Raw genomic sequence first — 18332 nt, 5'->3', positions numbered from 1 at the left:
TATCGTAAACACCAGACGGGGTTTATGCTAGCACCATTCCAAGATCCTCCGCGGATCTGCTCGATTGAAGAGGTGTTGCAGATGATAGCGCGTACCCGTAAGAAACTGGCCGCCGCCCCGACTCCCATGGCCGGGTTGGCTCTGGGCATCGCCAGCCTGGGCTGGAGTTGTGAGAATATAGGGGGGCTTCAGGGGTGGGCCCAGTTGGGAGGTGCCGCCATCGGTGCCGTGCTGCTGCTCATCCTCACGGTCAAGTTTATCTTTCATCCCCGTCTGCTCAGGCAGGATCTGGCTCACCCCGTGGTGGGCAGTGTTGCCCCCACCTACGCCATGGCGACCATGGTGGTCTCCAAGGCGCTCGAGCCTTATGCGCCCGGGTTGGGGGAGGGGCTGTGGCTCTTCGCCGTGGTGCTGCACCTGCTGTTTTTGGCCACGTTCTGCTGGCATCGTGCCCGTGAGTTTGAGCTTCACCACATGGTGCCGAGCTGGTTTGTCCCCCCGGTCGGCATCATAGTGGCGGCGGTGGCTTGCCCGGATGGTCGCATGCTGCCCCTGGCCCAGGCCCTGCAGGGCTTTGGTATGGCCTGTTATGCGGTCATGTTGCCCCTGATGCTCTATCGCCTCATCTTCAGCCATGAGGTGCCCGACGCCGCCAAGCCGACCATCGCCATTCTGGCGGCCCCGGCCAGCCTCTCCCTGGCCGGTTACCTGACCGTCTATGATGCGCCGTCCCCGGTGCTGGTCGCCCTGCTCTTTGGTATCGCGGTGCTGATGACCGGCATCATCTGGCTGGCCTTCTTTCGCCTGCTGCGCCTGCCCTTCAGCCCGGGGTACGCCGCCTTTACCTTCCCCATGGTGATCGGCGCCACCGCCTTGTTCAAGCTGGCCAAGCTGATGGGAAGCCAGGGGGTGGCCGAGGCCTATGTGACCCAGGTGCACTCCCTGGCCGTTATCGAGCTGGTGGTGGCCTTCGTCATCGTGAGCTATGTGGCCCTGCGCTATCTCTTCTTCTTCAAACCCTATCGTGTGCTGCGTACCCATTCCTGACGATAGCGACCTCCTTTTAACCCGGCCTGGCCGGGTTTTTTTATGCTCGGGAATAAAAAAACCGGCCATTTGGCCGGTTTGGTGTCAGGCGCGAGCGGCCTGGGTATGGCGAGCGCCTCGCCGCTTAAGCTGATAGCCGACGGCCAGTACCACCAGCCAGGCAGGGATCAGCTCGACCGAGATGCGGGTACCGTCGGTCAGGTACATGATGATCAGGATGCCGGCCATAAAGGCGAGGCAGAGGTAGTTACCCAGCGGGTACCAGAGGGCCTGGAAGCGGGTGGTGACGCCCTCGGCGGCCTTCTGCTTGCGAAACTTCAGGTGAGCCAGGCTGATCATGGCCCAGTTGATCACCAGTGCCGAGACCACCAGTGCCATCAGCAGACCAAAGGCCTGACCCGGCATCAGGTAGTTGATGAGCACACACAACAGGGTGGCTGCGGCCGAGACACTGATGGCCACCAGCGGGACGCCGCTCCTGTTGGTCTTGAGCAGGGCCCTGGGGCCATTCCCCTGGCGGGCCAGGCCAAAGAGCATGCGGCTGTTGCAGTAGACGCAGCTGTTATAGACGGAGAGGGCGGCGGTCAGTACCACCAGGTTGAGCACGTTGGCCACCAGGTTGCTGTCGAGGGCGTGGAAGATCATCACGAACGGGCTGCCCCCTTCGCTCACCTTGCCCCAGGGGTAGAGGGAGAGCAGCACGGTCAGGGCGCCGATGTAGAAGATGAGGATGCGATAGATCACCTGGTTGGTGGCCTTGGGAATGCTCTTCTCCGGGTTGTCGGCCTCGGCGGCAGTGATCCCGACCAGCTCCAGACCGCCAAACGAGAACATGATGAAGGCCATGGCCATCACCAGACCGCTGACGCCGTTGGGGAAGAAGCCACCCTGATCCCACAGATTGCTCACCGAGGCGTCCGGCCCGCCACTACCGGAGAGCAGCATCCAGCCACCGAAGCCGATCATGCCGAGGATGGCGACCACCTTGATGATGGCAAACCAGAACTCCATCTCGCCAAACGCCTTGACGTTGGTGAGGTTGATGGCGTTGATAAGCACGAAGAAGAAGGCGGCCGACATCCAGGTCGGGATCTCGGGCCACCAGTACTGCACATAGATGCCGACGGCGGTCAACTCGGCCATGCTTACCAGCACATAGAGCACCCAGTAGTTCCAGCCGGAGGCAAACCCGGCGAAATCCCCCCAGTACTTGTAGGCAAAGTGGCTAAAGGAGCCGGCAACCGGCTCTTCCACCACCATCTCGCCGAGCTGGCGCATGATGAGAAAGGCGATAAAGCCGCCGATGGCATAGCCCAGCAGCACGGCCGGCCCTGCCATCTTGATGGTGTCGGCGATGCCGAGAAAGAGGCCGGTGCCGATGGCCCCGCCCAGCGCGATCAGCTGGATATGGCGGTTTTTCAGGCCGCGCTTGAGCTCTGGGCCCTGTGGTTGAAGATCCATACTCTGTCCTTACATCTGTGTACGTCGTTGGTTTGCCACTTGTTCCGAAAGGGTGACGAAATCCGTATTTATTTCGTTACGCTGCGCCGTGTGGCAATTTTTATGATGGGTGGTGCAGTGTGGAGAATAATGATATGCAGCCTATTTTGCATCCATTTTTGCTATGAAATGGTGTTTTTATGGGTGCCAGGTGGTGGGTTGTGATGGAAAAACAGGCGGGCTGGAGTGGTTTGTGTGAGTTATGAACAGTTGGCTTTGGCGGGCTTGACAGGGTCGGGGAGTACGTCACTCCCCGTGTGTCAGAAGAGTTGACGACGCAGCCCCGTGGTCTCGAGGATCTTGGCGCTGATCTCTTCGACCGAGTGGGAAGTGGTGTCGAGGTAGTGAATCGCCTCCTGGCGAAACAGCCGCTCGACCCGGGAGAGCTCTTGCCGGCATTGATCCAGCGAGGCATAGCGGCTGTTGGCCCGACGCTGGTTGCGGATCTCGTGGAGCCGTTCGGGGTCGATGGTCAGACCGAAGAGCTTGTGGCGATTGGCCTTGAGGGCGGTGGGCAGCTCGAGCATCCCCATGTCCTGCTCGATAAAGGGGTAGTTGGCGGCCCGGATCCCGAATTGCAGGGCCAGGTAGAGGCTGGTGGGAGTCTTGCCGCAGCGAGAGACTCCGATGAGGATGATGTCGGCCTCGTCATACTCCCGGGTGGAGATGCCATCGTCGTTGGTCAGGGCGAAGTTGACCGCTTCGATGCGATCGTCGTAGTGCTTGCGGTTCTCCACCCCGTGGGTGCGATGGACTCTGGGCTGGGCCTTGATCCCGAGCTCGCTCTCCAAAGGGGCGACAAAGGTGTTGAGAAAGTCGTGGGCGTTGGCGTTGGCACGCAGCACCTCTTCGCGCACCCCGGGGTCGACGATGGTGTGAAACAGCAAGGGGCGCACACCGGAGTGCACGAAGCAGTCGTCGATCCGCTGGCGCACCTGGCGGGCCTTCTCCCGGGTCTCGACGAAGGGGATGGTCACCTGCTCGAAGGGGAGGGGAAACTGGCTCAAAACGGCATGACCGAAGACTTCGGCCGTGATGGCGGTGCCGTCGGAAACGTAGAAGACGGTGCGCAAGGTGAGGCTCCTTTCTATGAGAGACGAATAAAGTTTCGTGGGATACCAAAGCAAATTGTCAACCGCTCTGCCACGTTCAACTTGTGATGCCGGCTGCAAACCGGTAGCGTTAATTTCATGTGCGCCATTGTAAAATAGTGTTGCGCCAGCACCATCCCCTCGTCACGGGGATTTTTTTGAAACGGGCAAGAAAACGTTTTCTTGTGGTGGTTGGCAGCAATAACAACTCACAGGGCGGGAAGTTCCTCTTCGCCCTCCAACGTGGAGACATGCAAGTGCAACAGTACGTACTCTGGTACGAGCAGCTCGGTATGCAGGACGTGGACCGGGTCGGCGGCAAGAACGCATCTCTTGGGGAGATGATCAGCAACCTCTCGGAGGCGGGTGTCTCGGTGCCCGGGGGCTTTGCCACCACGGCGTTTGCGTTTAACCAGTTTCTCGAGGAGAGTGGTCTGAACCACAGGATCCATGAGCTGCTCGACAGCCTGGATGTGGACGATGTGGCCGCCCTGGCCAGGGCCGGGCAGCAGATCCGCGACTGGGTGGTGGCTGCGCCGCTGCAGCCGGCCCTGGAGCAGGCGATCCGCGAAGCCTACCTCAAGCTGGCGGCGGGAGAGGCCTCCTTTGCGGTGCGCTCTTCGGCCACTGCCGAGGATATGCCCGATGCCTCGTTCGCCGGTCAGCAGGAGACCTTCCTCAACGTGCGCGGTATCGATGCGGTGCTCACCGCCATCAAGCATGTCTTCGCGTCACTGTTTAACGACAGGGCCATCTCCTACCGGGTGCATCAGGGCTATGACCACAAGGGGGTCGCCCTCTCGGCCGGGGTGCAGCGCATGGTGCGCTCGGATCTCTCCTCCTCCGGCGTCATGTTTACCCTGGATACCGAGTCCGGTTTCCAGGACGTGGTCTTTATCACCGGCTCCTATGGCCTGGGCGAGATGGTGGTGCAGGGCGCCGTCAACCCTGATGAGTTTTACGTCCACAAGCCGACCCTCAAGGGGGGGCGTCCCGCCGTGGTGCGAAAGACCCTGGGCTCCAAGCTTATCAAGATGACCTATTCAGCCGACGAGGGGCACGGTCGTCAGGTGCAGACCCTCGACACCGATGAGCAGGAGCGCGGCCGCTTCTGCATCAGTGACGAAGAGGTGATGGAGTTGGCCCGCCAGGCCCTCATCATCGAGCGCCACTACGGTCGTCCCATGGACATCGAGTGGGCCAAGGATGGGGTGGATGGCCGGCTTTACATCGTGCAGGCGCGTCCCGAGACGGTGCGCAGCCGCCAGGAGGCCAACACCCTGGAGCGTTTCGCCCTCAAACAGTCGGGCAGTGTCATCGCCGAAGGGCGTGCCATCGGTCACAAGATAGGCCGTGGTCCGGCCAAGGTGGTGAGCTCTATTCGCGACATGGATCAGGTCAAACCCGGGGACGTGCTGGTCACCGACATGACCGATCCGGACTGGGAGCCCATCATGAAGCGGGCCTCGGCCATCGTCACCAACCGGGGTGGGCGTACCTGCCACGCCGCCATCATCGCCCGTGAGCTCGGCATCCCTGCCGTGGTCGGGTGTGGTGATGCCACCTCCCGCATTCAGGATGGCCAGCGGGTGACCGTCTCTTGCGCCGAAGGGGATACCGGCTTCATCTACGAGGGAGAGCTCGACTTCGAGGTGGCGGTGACCCAGGTGGGCAACATGCCGCGACTGCCGGTCAAGATCATGATGAACGTGGGCAACCCTGACAGGGCCTTCGACTTTGCCCAGTTGCCCCATGCGGGGGTAGGGCTGGCGCGTCTGGAGTTCATCATCAACCGGATGATAGGGGTACATCCCAAGGCGCTGCTCGAGTTTGATACCCTGAGCCCCGAGCTGCAGGGGACCATACGCCCCATGATGGCCGGCTACGAGAGCCCGCGCGAGTTCTACGTGGCCAAGCTGACCGAGGGGATTGCCACCCTGGCCGCCGCCTTCTGGCCGGAGCGGGTCATAGTGCGGATGTCGGATTTCAAGTCCAACGAATACGCCAACCTGGTAGGGGGGCGCGAGTATGAACCCCACGAGGAGAACCCCATGATCGGTTTTCGCGGGGCGTCGCGCTACATCGATGAGAGCTTCCGTCCCTGTTTCGCCCTCGAGTGCGAGGCCATCAAGCGGGTACGCGATGTGATGGGGTTGACCAACGTCGAGGTGATGATCCCCTTCGTGCGCACCGTGGGCGAGATAGTGAGGGTCAACGATATCCTGGCCGAGAACGGTCTGCGCCGGGGTGAGCGGGGTCTCAAGGTGATCATGATGTGCGAGATCCCGAGCAACGCCCTGCTGGCGGATCAGTTCCTTCAGCACGTGGATGGCTTCTCCATCGGCTCGAACGACATGACCCAGCTCACCCTGGGGCTGGATCGGGATTCGGGGATCATCGCCGAGTTGTTCGACGAGCGTAACGATGCGGTCAAGGCGCTGCTCTCCCTGGCGATCCAGGCGGCCCGACGCAGCGGAAAATACGTGGGGATCTGCGGTCAAGGGCCTTCCGATCACGCCGACTTTGCCGCCTGGCTGCTCGAGGAGGGGATAGATTCGCTCTCTCTCAACCCCGACACCGTCGTCAACACCTGGCTCTATCTGGCCGAGAATCATCCGGCCTGATGAGCATCATCACCTGATAAAGAGGGCCCCGCAGTGCGGGGCCCTCTCTGTTACGGGGGGCGAGTCAGAAGCCGCTGACGTTGAGGCGACCATGACTGCTCACCTTGCCATCACAGGCGGCGGTCCAGGTGGCACTACCGAGCAGAGCCGCCTTCACCTCGAGATGAGTGGCCCCCGGATGAAGTGCCTTGTAGAGGGCGGCGGCGCCACTCACGTGGGGAGTGGCCATGGAAGTGCCACTGTAACTGGCATATCCGGACACCACCTGGCGCTTGGCGCTTTTGGGCACGGTGGAGACGATGCTTGAGCCCGGTGCGCAGATGTCGATGGTGGTGGCGCCGAAGTTGGAAAACGAGCTCATGGCGCCGGTGTTGGTGATGGAGGCGACGGCAATCAGGTTGTCGTTCGGATATTCTGCCGGGTAGCAGCTTGAGCCGCTGTCGCAGTCCACCGTGCTGTTGCCGGCGGCGGCAATAAAGAGGATGCCGGCACTATTGGCCCGCTCGATGGCGTCCTGTAGCCCCTTGGAGTAGCCACCGCCCCCCCAGCTGTTGCTGGTGGCGATGAGGTTGAGATTGTGGCGCATCTTGAGATCGGTGAAATAATCGACCGCCTTGATGGCATTGGCCGTGGTACCACCGCGTTTGCCGAGGAACTTGGCGTTCATCAGGTGCACGTTCCAGCACACCCCGGCGACGCCCTTGCCATTGCCTCCGACGCCCCCGATGGTGCCGGCCACGTGGGTGCCATGATCGTCGCTGGTGCCATCGAAGACGCTGTTGTTGTTGCCGTCGAAGTCCCAGCCGTAGACGTCGTCCACATAGCCGTTACCGTCGTCATCGATGCGATTGCCGGCGACTTCGCCGGGGTTGGTGTAGGCATTCGCGGCGAGATCCTCGTGGGTGTACATGTATCCCTCGTCGATGATCCCGACCACTACATCACCACAGTCATGCTTGCCTGCATTCCACGCCTCGCCGGCGCGACTGCCCCAGGGATTGGCCGGAGAGGTAGCTGGCCCGTACATGCCCCACAGATTGCCTCCCTTGTAGTAGGTATCGTTTGAGGCATCATTGTGCTGATAAATCCAGTTGGGCTCGACAAACTCGACCCCGGGATCGGCGGCGAGCCGGGTCAGGGTGCTTTGCAGGCTCTGCCCAGAACCGATACGTATCCGTTGCAGCTCGCCCTGACCAAGAGAGGCGGCGCGCACCGTCTCCAGGCGATTGGCTCCCATCCCCTTGAGCAGGCTCATCTTGCGGTTGTTTGAGGTGCCGGTCTGATATTGCACCAACAGTTCGTCGGCCACATGGGGCACACCGGCCTTGAGTCCGGCCAGCACCCGTGGCTCGGGGGCGGCCTGGGCGGCTGCACTGGTGATCGCCAGTAGCAGTGCCAAAGAAAGTGAAGGGTTCATCTGCTCTCCTCCCTGAAAGAAGACAAAGTGCAGCGCAGCGGACATCAATATCCGCTGCGATGCGCCTGACTAAAAGTATAGAAGGGAGCACAGAGATGGGCGGCGAAGCCGCCCCGGCATTACGCCTTCTTCAGGTAGGCGGCAACCAGCACGATCTGGATGCCGTTGACCTTGCCCTCGATGTGCAGGGGGTTGTGGGTGAGGTGGATGTTCTTGACCAGGGTGCCGCGCTTGGCGGTGAAGCCGGCGCCCTTGACGTCGAGATCCTTGATCAGGGTGACCGAGTCGCCCTCCTGCAGGCGAGTGCCGTTGGAGTCGACGGTCGGCACCTGATCCTCGTCGGCCTCGTGCTGGCCGGCTTCGGCCCAGGCGCGGGTCTCGTCGTCCAGATAGAGCATGTCGAGGTTGTCACGTGCCCACACCTCGCCGCGCTCGGCCAGGGTCTTGAGTTGGCGCCAGGCCATCACCTGCACCGCCGGTACCTGGCTCCACATGGAGTCTCCCAGGCAGCGCCAGTGGTTCACCTCCAGGGTATCGGGGGCACTGATCTGACCCTCACAGGTGGCACACAGCACCAGGCTGTGATCCGCATCCTGGGCCGGGGAGTGGGGAATGGCGTACTGGTTCAGTCCTTCCTGGGCACAACACAGCTCGCACTGTCCGTTGGCGCGCTCAAGCAGAGTGGATTCGATGGTCATGGTGATGCTCCCCGTGGTGGCGCCGGCTGACCGGCGCTGTGTCGATGAAAGGGGGCGGATCTTAGCAGAAACCGCCCCCTCTTGGCAGGGAAATCTGTCATATGCCAACAATGGCCTGCCCTAGAGGATGAAACGCTCCACCATGGCCTTGAGTTCGCCGCTCTGATGATGGATGTGGCGGGCGCCGTCCCGGGCCGCATTGGCCACACTCAGGGCCTCGTCGCTGCCGTCCGAGATGCGCACCACGTTGCGCTCCAGCTCACCGACCACGGCGCCTTGCTCCTCGATGGCGCTGGCGATGACGGTGTTGCTCTCCACCATCTGGTCCACCTTGCCGGTAATGGCCAAGAAGGCTTGCTGTACCTCACGGGTGAGGGCCACGCCGCTGCCGGCCTGATCGCTGACCGACGTCATGGTCTCGACAGAGGCGCGGGCCCCCTGTTGCAACTGCTCGATCATCTGCTGGATCTCCACGGTCGAGGCCTGGGTGCGGTTAGCCAGGGAGCGCACCTCGTCGGCCACCACCGCAAAGCCTCGCCCCTGCTCCCCGGCCCGGGCCGCCTCGATGGCGGCGTTAAGAGCCAGCAGGTTGGTCTGATCGGCGATGCCGCGGATCACCCCGATCACGCTGCCTATCTGTTCGCAGCGGTTGTCGAGCTCGTTGATGGTGGCCGCGGCCTGGCCCACCTCCTTGTCGATCTGCTCGATGCTCACCATGGTGCGCCCCAGCATCTTCTCACCCTGGCCCACCACCTGCTGGGTCTCTTCGGTCATGCGGGCCGCCTGCTGGGCGTTGTTGGCCATCTCGCAGGAGGTGGCCGCCAGCTCCTTGATGGCGGTGGCCACCTGGTGGGTCTCACCCTGCTGGGCGGCGATCACCTGCTGGGAGTGGCGGGTCTGCTCCTCGATGGCATTGGCGCTCTGCTCCACCGCCAGGCCGCTCTCGCGCACCTGGGCCATCAGGGCACGCAGGGTCTCCAGGGTGACGTTATAGTCGCGGCTGATGGCCGCCAGCTCGTCGCTGCCCACCACGGGGATCTGCTGGCTGAGATCCTGGGCGTTGACCCGGGCCGCCACCCCGCGTACCCGGCCGACCGTCTCGCGCAGGGAGAGGTAGGCGCCGGTCATCAGATAGAGATAGAGCAGCAGCACCAGCACCAGGGGGGCGACGGTCCACCAGAAGAGGCGCTGGTTGGCCGCCAGGCGCTGGGCCAGATCCTCTGCCAGCCGCTCGCGCACCGCCTGCTCCAGTGCCGCTATCTGCTGGTCGAGGCCATCCCCGATGGCGAGCACCTCAGGGGCGGTGAGCTGGATTAGTTGATCTTTCATCATCTTGCTCTCGAAGGTATCGAGGGCCGTGTGCACCTGACCGAGCAGGGCATCGGTCTGGGCACCCAGTGCATCCCGGTAGGCAGGCTGCATCTGATAGAGCAGGGCGAGATCCTCTTCGAGCTCGCGAGTGGTGGCCTGGATCAGATCGAGTCGAAAGCGCAGGCTGCCATAGCCTTCGGCCTGGAACAGGCCAAAGTCGGCGATGGCGCCACCTCGATCGCGTACCTGTCCCAGCAGATCGCGCAGCTGGGGCAGGCGATCGGTACTCAAGATCACCATGTAGTAGGTGCCAAGAGACGGATCCTGGGTAAGGCTGCCTGCTGCGGCCACGCCCTTGTAGAGGCGACGCAGATCGGCCAACAGACGATCGTGGCGCAGGTCGCTTTGCAGCGGCTCTATGTTGGCCAGGCTCTCCTTGAGCGCTTGCCACCCTTTTTGCAGGGAGGAGAAGGCGCCGTTGCCCGGCTCCCCAAAACGGGCCAGCCCCTCGTCCACGGCGCGGGCCGAGGCGCTGAGCGCATCGCCGCTCACCGGAGGCTTGTCATAGAAGCGCTGGCTATTGAGATTGCGATGGGTGAGCAGGGCCGACTCTATGTCGGGCAGGGGGGCGAGTCGTGCCACCGCCGAGAGCTCGGTGCGGGCCAGCTCGCTCTCGGCCTGCAGCCGGCCGAGCAGATTGATCATGCCGTAGGCGAGCGGCAGCAGCATCAGACAAGACCAGAGCAGGAACTTGTATTTGAAGGAGAGCCGGTTACCCAGTCGGATGGCCGGTGTAAAAATCCATTTCATGACGACTCCTCGTGCCTGCTTGGGCAGGCTTCTCATTTTAGTGAGGATAGTACTCCCAGGTGAGGGCTCTGTTGCACTCGGCGAGGGCGCCTTGTGATCCGTCTCAGGTTTGTGAGGAAGGGAGGGGGAGGCGTAGACTCATACGGAGATAAAATTGGCCCATTCGGAATGGTCTTGATCTGGATCAAACCGGTGCAGCAGAGGCTGCACTAGGGTCGAAGAGGATGTTGCCAGGTTGTAAAGGGAGAAGTGAGATGGAACTCGAACGCGATCCGCGCTGCTATACCGATCTCTGCATCGACGGCAAGTGGTACCACTACGACCACTGCACCACCCGGGTTTATATGCTGATGGGCGGGGCCTCACCTCGCCTCGAGCTGCCCCGTGAGCCGCGCGACGAAGAGGAGCTGCTGCTCCTGCTCAAGGCCCTTATCGCGCGCTAACGGCGGCGCTGGCTCAGGTGATCCCCGGCAGAGGACGGCGCTCCAGGTGCGCCTCGCCGGGCCGGCACACCAGCACAGAGCCCTGCTCAAACCAGTCCCCCAGCACGATGCGCCGCACCGCCTGCCCATCCAGAGTAAAGTCGTGGATGGCGGGCCTGTGAGTGTGGCCGTGGATAAGCAGGGTCGCGCCCTGCTCGCGCATCAGCGCCTCGACGGCGTCCTGGGTCACATCCATGATGGCCTGGCTCTTGTAGGCGCTCTCTTTTTGGCTGTTGCCGCGCAGCTTCTTGGCGATGCGCTGGCGCCGGGCCAGCGGCAGGCGCAGGAACAACCAGCGCAGCCAGGGCCAGCCGGTGATGCGGCGAAAGCGTTGATAGGCCGCATCCAGGGTGCACAGGCTGTCCCCGTGCATCACCAGGGTGCGCTCGCCGTAGAGATTGATAAGGGTGGGGTCGCCAAGCAGGGTCATGCCGGCGCGGCGGGCATAGGCCTGGCCTAACAGAAAGTCGCGGTTGCCGTGCACAAAATAGAGGGGCACGCCGGCGCGGGGCAGGGCGGCAAAGGCCTCGGCCAGCGCCTGATGAAGCGGGTTGGGATCGTCGTCCCCAATCCAGAATTCGAACAGATCCCCCAGCACATAGAGGGCATCGGCCTGCCTGGCCTCCCCTTGCAAGAAGGCAAGCAGGGCGGCGGTCATGTCGGGGCGCTCGGCCGTCAGATGGATATCGCTGATAAAGAGGGTCGTCATGGGGTCCAGAGGGCGAGCAGGGCCGGGTCGGAGTAAGGTTCAAGGGTCAGCATGGCCTGATAGGGATCGCCGTCGAGTCCCAGGGCGCGGGCCATGGCGGCCTCACCCTTGAGCCCGGCTTGCTGGCGGGCCGCCAGGATCTGCGCGGCGAACGGCTCGCCCAGCAGGTGCAGCAGGCGTCCCATGATGACCAGGTGGCGCCAGCCATTGCACTCGGGCAGGGGCTGCGTTGTGGCGAACACTTCGATGGGCCAGTTGTGCCCCTCACCATCGTCCAGCTCGAGGTGCAGCAAGCTGGCGCCACTGGCGTGGGGTGTCAGGGTCAGGGGGCCAAAGGGGGCGAGAACGCGGGCCAGGGTCTCGGGATCGGCGCCACTCAACAGATCGAGATCCGAGCCGGGTCTGTCGAGGCCAATGGCCACCGTGCTGATAAAGGCGCACTCGCCGCACCCTTGCAGGGCAGGCCAGAAGCCAGAGCGGGTGAGGGCGCGAAAGGCGCTCTGCTGGCGCGCATTGCCGAGCGCGAGGTAGTCGATGCGACGCCAGTTGGCATCGGAGGGAAAAACCGCGGCCGAGGCCGCGGTCTTGAGGGGCGTGGCGATCATTACTCGCTCACGGTCACCTTGGTGATCAGCACTTCTTCAACCGGTACGTCCTGGTGAATGCGGCCGTAGTTGCCAGTCTTGACGCCCTTGATCTTGTTGACCACATCCATCCCTTCGCTCACCTCGCCAAACACGCAGTAGCCATAGCCCTGGGTGGTGGCAGACTTGAAGTCCAGGAAGTCGTTGTGGTTGACGTTGATGAAGAACTGGGCGGTGGCGGAGTGCGGATCCATGGTGCGCGCCATGGCAACGGTGCCGACCTTGTTGGAGATGCCGTTGTCCGCCTCGTTCTTGATAGGGGCGCGGGTGTCTTTCTCTTCGAAGCCCGGGGCATAGCCGCCGCCCTGGATCATGAAGCCGTCGATGACACGGTGGAATACGGTGCCTTCGTAGTGGCCGTCACGGCAGTATTGCAGGAAGTTGGCGACGGTCTCCGGGGCCTTGTCGGCGAACAGGGTCAGGGTGATGTCCCCGAAATTGGTGTGCAAAGTGACCATTACGGCGTCCTTTTGAATTGATGGGATGGGTTATCGAGTGCCGGCAATTCTAGCCCATGGCAGGCCACGGGCAAAGGCTTGAACCGTCGACTGATTAAGGCGTGGGCAACGGGGCGCCGCAGGGGCGGGGAGATGGCTCGTTTTATCCCCCCGATGGGGTTAGAATGTCGGACCATTTCCCTCGAAGGACAGCGATCGCGATGTTGAAGATCTACAACACACTCACTCGTCAAAAAGAAGAATTCAAACCCATCCACCCGGGCAAGGTGGGCATGTATGTGTGTGGCGTCACCATCTATGATCACTGTCACATCGGCCACGGCCGCACCTTCGTCGCCTTCGACGTGGTGGCCCGCTATCTGCGTTACGCCGGCTTCGAGCTCACCTATGCCCGCAACATCACCGACGTAGACGACAAGATCATCAAGCGCGCCGCCGAGACCGGCGTCACCTGTGACGATCTGACCGAGCGCCTGATCGGCGACATGCACGCCGATTTTGACGCCCTCGGCATGCTGCGCCCGGACATCGAGCCGCGCGCCACCGCCCACATCGGCGAGATCATCGCCATGGTGCAGCTGCTGCTGGATCGCGGTCACGCCTACGTGGCCGACAACGGCGATGTGATGTTCATCGTCGACTCCTACGCCGACTACGGTCGCCTCTCGGGTCAGGATCTCGAGCAGTTGCAAGCCGGCGCCCGGGTCGATGTGGTCGATGCCAAGCGCAACCCCCTGGACTTCGTGCTGTGGAAGATGTCCAAGCCCGGCGAGCCGACCTGGGACAGCCCCTGGGGTCCAGGTCGTCCCGGCTGGCACATCGAGTGCTCGGCCATGAACTCCAAGCACCTGGGCAACCACTTCGACATCCACGGCGGCGGCTCGGATCTGCAGTTCCCGCACCACGAGAACGAGATTGCCCAGTCCTGCTGCGCCCACGGCGGCGAGTACGTCAACACCTGGATGCACAGCGGCATGGTGATGGTGGATAAAGAGAAGATGTCCAAGTCTCTGGGCAACTTCTTCACCATCCGCGACGTCTTGGCCCACTATGACGCCGAAACCGTGCGCTACTTCCTGATGTCGGGCCACTACCGCAGCCAGCTCAACTACTCGGAAGAGAACCTCAAGCAATCGCGCGCGGCGCTCGAGCGCATCTACACCGCCCTGCGCGGCCTGCCGCAGGTGGCCCCGGCCGGTGGTGAAGAGGCCGTGGCCCGCTTCAAGGCGGCCATGGACGACGACTTCAACACCCCGGAGGCCTACTCTGTGCTGTTCGATCTGGTGCGCGACATCAACCGCCAGAAGGGTGAAGACATGGCCGTCGCCGCCGCCCTGGGCGCCCGCCTGCGTGAGCTTGGCGCCGTGCTCGGCATCTTGCAGCAAGACGCCGACGCCTTCCTCAAGGGGGATGACGCCGGTGACGAGGTGGCCGAGATCGAGCGCCTCATCGCCGAGCGCAACCAGGCCCGTGCCGACAAGAACTGGGCCGCCGCCGACGCGGCGCGCAACCGTCTCACCGAGATGGGCATAGTGCTGGAAGACAGCGCCGGCCAGACCAGCTGGCGCCGGGCCTAAGGTCGGTGGTGCTGCTCGCGCCAACCGGTTGAGCCAATAAAAAAACCGCAGCCTTAGGGCTGCGGTTTTTGTTTGTGTGTATGGAGATGGTATTCACCTGACGTTTGTTTAATATTGGGAGAACATTGGCTATATAGGATGAGGGCGTCCATTTAATTGACACCATCTTCGACAAAAGTCATATATTATTTGTTTTCTTAAATAGAAAATATCTTCAAATACCGCATGCATGAACATGTAAAATGGAGCATTCTGACAAAGATAACTACTTGTTATTCTATAACTGAGATTTCCAGCTAAATCATAATCTTCATTTGTAAAGTCAATCGCGTCCATATCTTGAATGTTGATAGTTCTAAGAATATGGTAGCTTGGGTACCACTCTCTCGATAAAAGAGTGTCTTGTAGTGTATGCAAATGTGAAATTCTATCCGATTTACAGTTTGGCTCATTTAAAAAGTCAGCGGTCAACTGCGATATATAATTTCCTGAGTTCAGATTTATAGCTTCAGATGTAGAATTGTTATAGCTTATTTTACTATTTACATCATCTACCGTTGGGCAGAGCAGATTAATGCTTTGAACACCTCCCGTCGCGCTCATTATTTTATACTTTTTTTTACGCTTCCTTGTATTACAAGCCTTGCAAGATAGATGAAGATTGTTCCAGTCATATGCTCTTTCCGGATAATTTTCATGCCAAGGCAAAAAATGCTCAATTTCAAAATAAGAACTTACATCTTTTCCGCAAAGATAACATTTACATATGTAAAGTGTTCTAAGAGCGTCCTTTACATCTTCGCTACCATATATAGAGCCTTTAGCATCCCCCCCTGCTCTTATATAATTTAACTCTGTTTGGTAATCTTCTGGCTCTTCTTGTAGTCTTTGGAGGTTTGTAGGAAAAGGTACGGTATTTCTATCTACATTACGCATTTATTGCCTCTACTAATTCCAAACCCCCTTTAACCAAAATAACTCTTTTGAGACGTTCCTTTAATGACTCTGATTTTATTGAGTGCTCTCGATATATTTTTAGTATCTCATTGTAGTTGACACTATAATTCTCAAAAAGCGATTCGAAGTGTTTAATAAGCTCTGTAACTTGAGGCGAGAACCCTAATTCTCTATCAAAAACCTTATTGGTTATTTCGTCTATGTTAAAATACGAGTAATTATCACTAATATCCAATCCATCTGGCAATTTGATTACCGTTGCAGACTCTGGTAGAGACCTAATAACCCATGGGCTGTGCGTCGTGATAATAAATTGTATATTAGGAAAAGCACTGGTAAACCATGGTAATACCTCTTCTTGCATTTTTGGGTGCAAGTTTTTATCTATCTCATCTATAAATACAACACCTTCAATATCATGTGGATTACGATATTTATCTCGATTGTGGCTAATTAGTGTTGAGGCTTGTGCAAGAATATTAAATGCCGTAACTAACCAATCAGATTGACCTGCGGATAATGAGTCTAGGCTAGGCATTTTTTTGGAGCTAATGGTTCTTATTGGAAATGCTGACACCGTCAGTTTTTCACATTCCGGATGTACATTACGTATTATTTCGAAGAAATATTGGTATAGCGAATATGTTGGGGTGGTATTGTTAGCTGTTGATATGAAATGGTCTGTTAATGCTGAAAACAAATAATTAGTCGCCTCATCAATACCACTAGTTACTTTGTATGGGAATAGTCTTTTTCCAAGAGTATTTGAGGTGGGCAATGGTTTATCAATGCCTTGTTCTTTTTCGTATGGCGCTAATTCAAATCTGTGGGATGGCCGATATAGATAGATGCTATTTTTTATTGGATCTCTGAGGGAATTTTGAAGTGTCCATGATGAACTATAAGTTTCATCATTGAAATAAAGTTCATTAATAAAGTATTCATTGTTCTGGAAATGCCGTTCACTATATTTTGTTTTTAGTTTTTCCTTGCTGTTATCGCATATTGCATTTTGACCTATATGAGAAGCCTGTGAGTAAATTATAATGTCGTTTTCGGATGAGATAGTGACATCAAAAGTGCAATAATCATCATCCGGGCCAATGATGCTTGTGCTTTGTATATAGTTATCATCGATATCGCTTGGAGACTTTTCTGTTGCGTAACGTCTAATCGTATTGTAAATGGTGTTTATGATTGATGATTTATTTGAACCATTTTCACCAACAAAACAAATAATATTTGAGTTGCTGGGTATTTCTATATTTAAAGTGTTAACTTTTTTAAAGTTGTAGAGGCTTAATTTAGATATTCTCATATTCTTCCTACATGTATGTTGTCATTTAATTGGAAATGTAAATTAATGCGGCAATAGTAATTAACATGGATACCCATCGTTGCTTGGAATGAACATGGACACCCATCGTTGTTTGGGGTTATTGGGAGTCCGGCGCTACAGTTGATGGATGTTTGTTGAAGCGGGAGGTGTGTGATGCCTCTGCCTCGTCGTAGCCAGGTGAGCTTGGCGGATACGCCTTACTACCACTGTGTCGCGCGCTGTGTCAGGCGAGCGTATCTGTGTGGTCTCGATGCCCAGGGTGGACAGAGTTATGCCCACCGGCGGGAGTGGGTCGAGAGCCGGATTTTGCTGCTGGGTCAGCTCTTTGCCATCCATATCTGCGCCTATGCGGTGATGTCCAACCACCTGCATCTGGTGCTCCATGTGGACAAAGAGAGCGCCCTGGGCTGGAGCGATGCCGAGGTGGTAGCGCGCTGGCATCGTCTCTGCTCGGGGACGTTCCTGACACGCCGCTTTGCCAAGGGCGAGTCGCTCGATGAGGCCCAATGGCTGGCGGTGCAAGCCACTATCGGCATTTACCGTCAGCGGCTGATGGATATCAGCTGGCTGATGCGTCTGCTGTGCGAGCCGATTGCCCGGCAGGCCAACCGGGAGGATGGCTGCACCGGACACTTCTGGGAGGGGCGCTTCAAGTCCCAGGCCCTGCTCAACGAATCGGCGCTACTTGCCTGCATGGCCTATGTGGAGCTCAATCCGGTGCGAGCCGCCATGGCCGAGACGCCCGAGTCGTCCGATTTTACCAGCATCCAGCGGCGCATTCGGGCGGCGCTGGAAGGGAAACAACCCGATGAGCTGCTGCCCTTTGTGGGCGATGAGCATCAAGCCCTGACTCACGGCTTGACCTTTTCCCTGGCGGATTATCTCGAACTGGTGGACGAGAGCGGCCGCTGGCTGCGTGGAGACAAGCGCGGCGCCATGTCACCGGGTTGTGCACGAATATTGGCGCGATTGGGATTGCCCGCCGCTCACTGGGAGAAGCTGACCCGGGATTTTCGCCGCCTGTTCAAGGGGCCGGCCGGCACCCCCGACGAGCTGGGCCATTTCTGCGAGCATTTGCAGCGCAAGCGGCGACAGGGGCTTGCCAACGGCCGGCGCTGGCTCTGCGCCTGACCATTTCCCTTCAATGTTCTCACTCGGCCTTCAGTCGAGGGGCCTTCATGCGTCTTTTCCCACTCACGCTCGTTCTGGACCTCCCATCACCGGGCAACAGCGCTGTTGCCGGGAGAAAAATGCCTCTCAGGGCACAGGGATAGATGGGGAAGGGGAGTCAGCAAGAGCAAGAGATCAGTTCAGCTCAACCATGCCTGTCCATGTTAAAAAGATGCCTGTCCTTATTGGAATTAACATGGACACCCATCATTGTTTGGGGTTATTGGGAGTCCGGCTCTACAGTTGATGGATGTTTGTTGAAGCGGGAGGTGTGTGATGCCTCTGCCTCGTCGTAGCCAGGTGAGCCGAATTAACATGGACACCCATCGTTGTTTGGGGTTATTGGGAGTCCGGCTCTACAGTTGATGAATGTTTGTTGAAGCGGGAGGTGTGTGATGCCTCTGCCTCGTCGTAGCCAGGTGAGCCTGGCGGATACGCCTTACTACCACTGTGTCGCGCGCTGTGTCAGGCGAGCGTATCTGTGTGGTCTCGATGCCC

15 protein-coding genes are annotated in these 18332 nt (G+C 59.0%); 5 read left to right on the top strand and 10 right to left on the bottom strand.

Annotation, left to right across the window (positions count from 1 at the left end; genetic code table 11):
- The first annotated feature begins 81 nt into the window (after window positions 1-81).
- Window positions 82-1047, top strand: a complete 966-nt coding sequence (locus tag BN1133_RS11980; protein WP_050666759.1) for a TDT family transporter — start codon at window positions 82-84, stop codon at window positions 1045-1047.
- Between the two features lie 84 nt (window positions 1048-1131).
- On the opposite strand, the gene BN1133_RS11975 is transcribed toward BN1133_RS11980, so the two are convergent.
- Window positions 1132-2508 carry an amino acid permease gene (locus BN1133_RS11975; protein WP_050666758.1) on the bottom strand — a complete coding sequence of 459 codons (1377 nt, stop codon included), beginning with the start codon at window positions 2506-2508 and terminating at the stop codon, window positions 1132-1134.
- Window positions 2509-2807: 299 nt separating this feature from the next.
- Window positions 2808-3620 (bottom strand): posphoenolpyruvate synthetase regulatory kinase/phosphorylase PpsR, encoded by an 813-nt coding sequence (gene ppsR, locus BN1133_RS11970; RefSeq protein WP_050666757.1) that lies wholly within the window; start codon window positions 3618-3620, stop codon window positions 2808-2810.
- Window positions 3621-3889: 269 nt separating this feature from the next.
- On the opposite strand from ppsR, the gene ppsA reads away from it, so the two are divergent.
- Complete coding sequence (ppsA, locus tag BN1133_RS11965; RefSeq protein WP_050666776.1) at window positions 3890-6262, top strand: phosphoenolpyruvate synthase; 2373 nt, start codon at window positions 3890-3892, stop codon at window positions 6260-6262.
- A 64-nt stretch (window positions 6263-6326) separates the two neighbouring features.
- Here ppsA and BN1133_RS11960 read toward each other — a convergent pair whose 3' ends face one another.
- The 3 genes from BN1133_RS11960 to BN1133_RS11950 all read right to left on the bottom strand — a co-directional run bounded on the left by BN1133_RS11960 (window position 6327) and on the right by BN1133_RS11950 (window position 10498).
- Window positions 6327-7679 carry a S8 family peptidase gene (locus BN1133_RS11960; RefSeq protein ID WP_050666756.1) on the bottom strand — a complete coding sequence of 451 codons (1353 nt, stop codon included), beginning with the start codon at window positions 7677-7679 and terminating at the stop codon, window positions 6327-6329.
- Window positions 7680-7798: 119 nt separating this feature from the next.
- Entirely contained in the window at window positions 7799-8377 is a 579-nt protein-coding gene (locus tag BN1133_RS11955; protein ID WP_050666755.1) for a PhnA domain-containing protein, read from the bottom strand.
- 120 nt (window positions 8378-8497) lie between these two features.
- Window positions 8498-10498: a methyl-accepting chemotaxis protein gene (locus tag BN1133_RS11950; protein ID WP_050666754.1), complete on the bottom strand. Its 2001-nt coding sequence runs from the start codon at window positions 10496-10498 to the stop codon at window positions 8498-8500.
- Between the two features lie 254 nt (window positions 10499-10752).
- Between BN1133_RS11950 and BN1133_RS11945 the strand changes: the two genes are divergently transcribed.
- Window positions 10753-10941, top strand: a complete 189-nt coding sequence (locus BN1133_RS11945; RefSeq protein WP_050666753.1) for a hypothetical protein — start codon at window positions 10753-10755, stop codon at window positions 10939-10941.
- A gap of 13 nt (window positions 10942-10954) precedes the next feature.
- On the opposite strand, the gene lpxH is transcribed toward BN1133_RS11945, so the two are convergent.
- The 3 genes from lpxH to BN1133_RS11930 are packed head-to-tail and all read right to left on the bottom strand — an operon-like array spanning window position 10955 to window position 12791.
- A complete protein-coding gene (lpxH, locus tag BN1133_RS11940) occupies window positions 10955-11689 on the bottom strand; it encodes a UDP-2,3-diacylglucosamine diphosphatase (protein ID WP_050666752.1) in 735 nt (244 codons plus the stop codon).
- Window positions 11686-12294 carry a DUF4269 domain-containing protein gene (locus tag BN1133_RS11935; RefSeq protein WP_050666751.1) on the bottom strand — a complete coding sequence of 203 codons (609 nt, stop codon included), beginning with the start codon at window positions 12292-12294 and terminating at the stop codon, window positions 11686-11688. Before BN1133_RS11935 ends, lpxH begins: the two co-directional genes overlap by 4 nt.
- The gene (locus tag BN1133_RS11930) at window positions 12294-12791 is read right to left on the bottom strand and encodes a peptidylprolyl isomerase (RefSeq protein ID WP_005353568.1); all 498 of its coding nucleotides are present in this window, start codon (window positions 12789-12791) and stop codon (window positions 12294-12296) included. Before BN1133_RS11930 ends, BN1133_RS11935 begins: the two co-directional genes overlap by 1 nt.
- 200 nt (window positions 12792-12991) lie before the next feature.
- Here BN1133_RS11930 and cysS point away from each other — a divergent pair, with 200 nt between their 5' ends.
- Window positions 12992-14368, top strand: a complete 1377-nt coding sequence (gene cysS, locus BN1133_RS11925; RefSeq protein WP_050666750.1) for a cysteine--tRNA ligase — start codon at window positions 12992-12994, stop codon at window positions 14366-14368.
- Window positions 14369-14497: 129 nt separating this feature from the next.
- Here the strand turns inward: cysS and BN1133_RS19745 are convergent, their stop codons facing one another.
- Together BN1133_RS19745 and BN1133_RS19740 are read right to left on the bottom strand one after the other, a co-directional pair.
- Window positions 14498-15304 carry an HNH endonuclease gene (locus tag BN1133_RS19745; RefSeq protein WP_082177996.1) on the bottom strand — a complete coding sequence of 269 codons (807 nt, stop codon included), beginning with the start codon at window positions 15302-15304 and terminating at the stop codon, window positions 14498-14500.
- Window positions 15297-16643, bottom strand: a complete 1347-nt coding sequence (locus BN1133_RS19740; RefSeq protein WP_082177995.1) for an AAA family ATPase — start codon at window positions 16641-16643, stop codon at window positions 15297-15299. Before BN1133_RS19740 ends, BN1133_RS19745 begins: the two co-directional genes overlap by 8 nt.
- A 174-nt stretch (window positions 16644-16817) precedes the next feature.
- Here BN1133_RS19740 and BN1133_RS11920 point away from each other — a divergent pair, with 174 nt between their 5' ends.
- Window positions 16818-17795 carry a hypothetical protein gene (locus BN1133_RS11920; protein WP_050666749.1) on the top strand — a complete coding sequence of 326 codons (978 nt, stop codon included), beginning with the start codon at window positions 16818-16820 and terminating at the stop codon, window positions 17793-17795.
- The last annotated feature ends 537 nt before the right edge of the window (window positions 17796-18332 follow it).

Source organism: Aeromonas schubertii (assembly GCF_000820105.1).
GTDB lineage: Bacteria > Pseudomonadota > Gammaproteobacteria > Enterobacterales > Aeromonadaceae > Aeromonas > Aeromonas schubertii.
The sequence above is the reverse complement of the archived record's forward strand: the minus strand, read 5'-3'. Positions and strand labels throughout refer to the sequence as shown.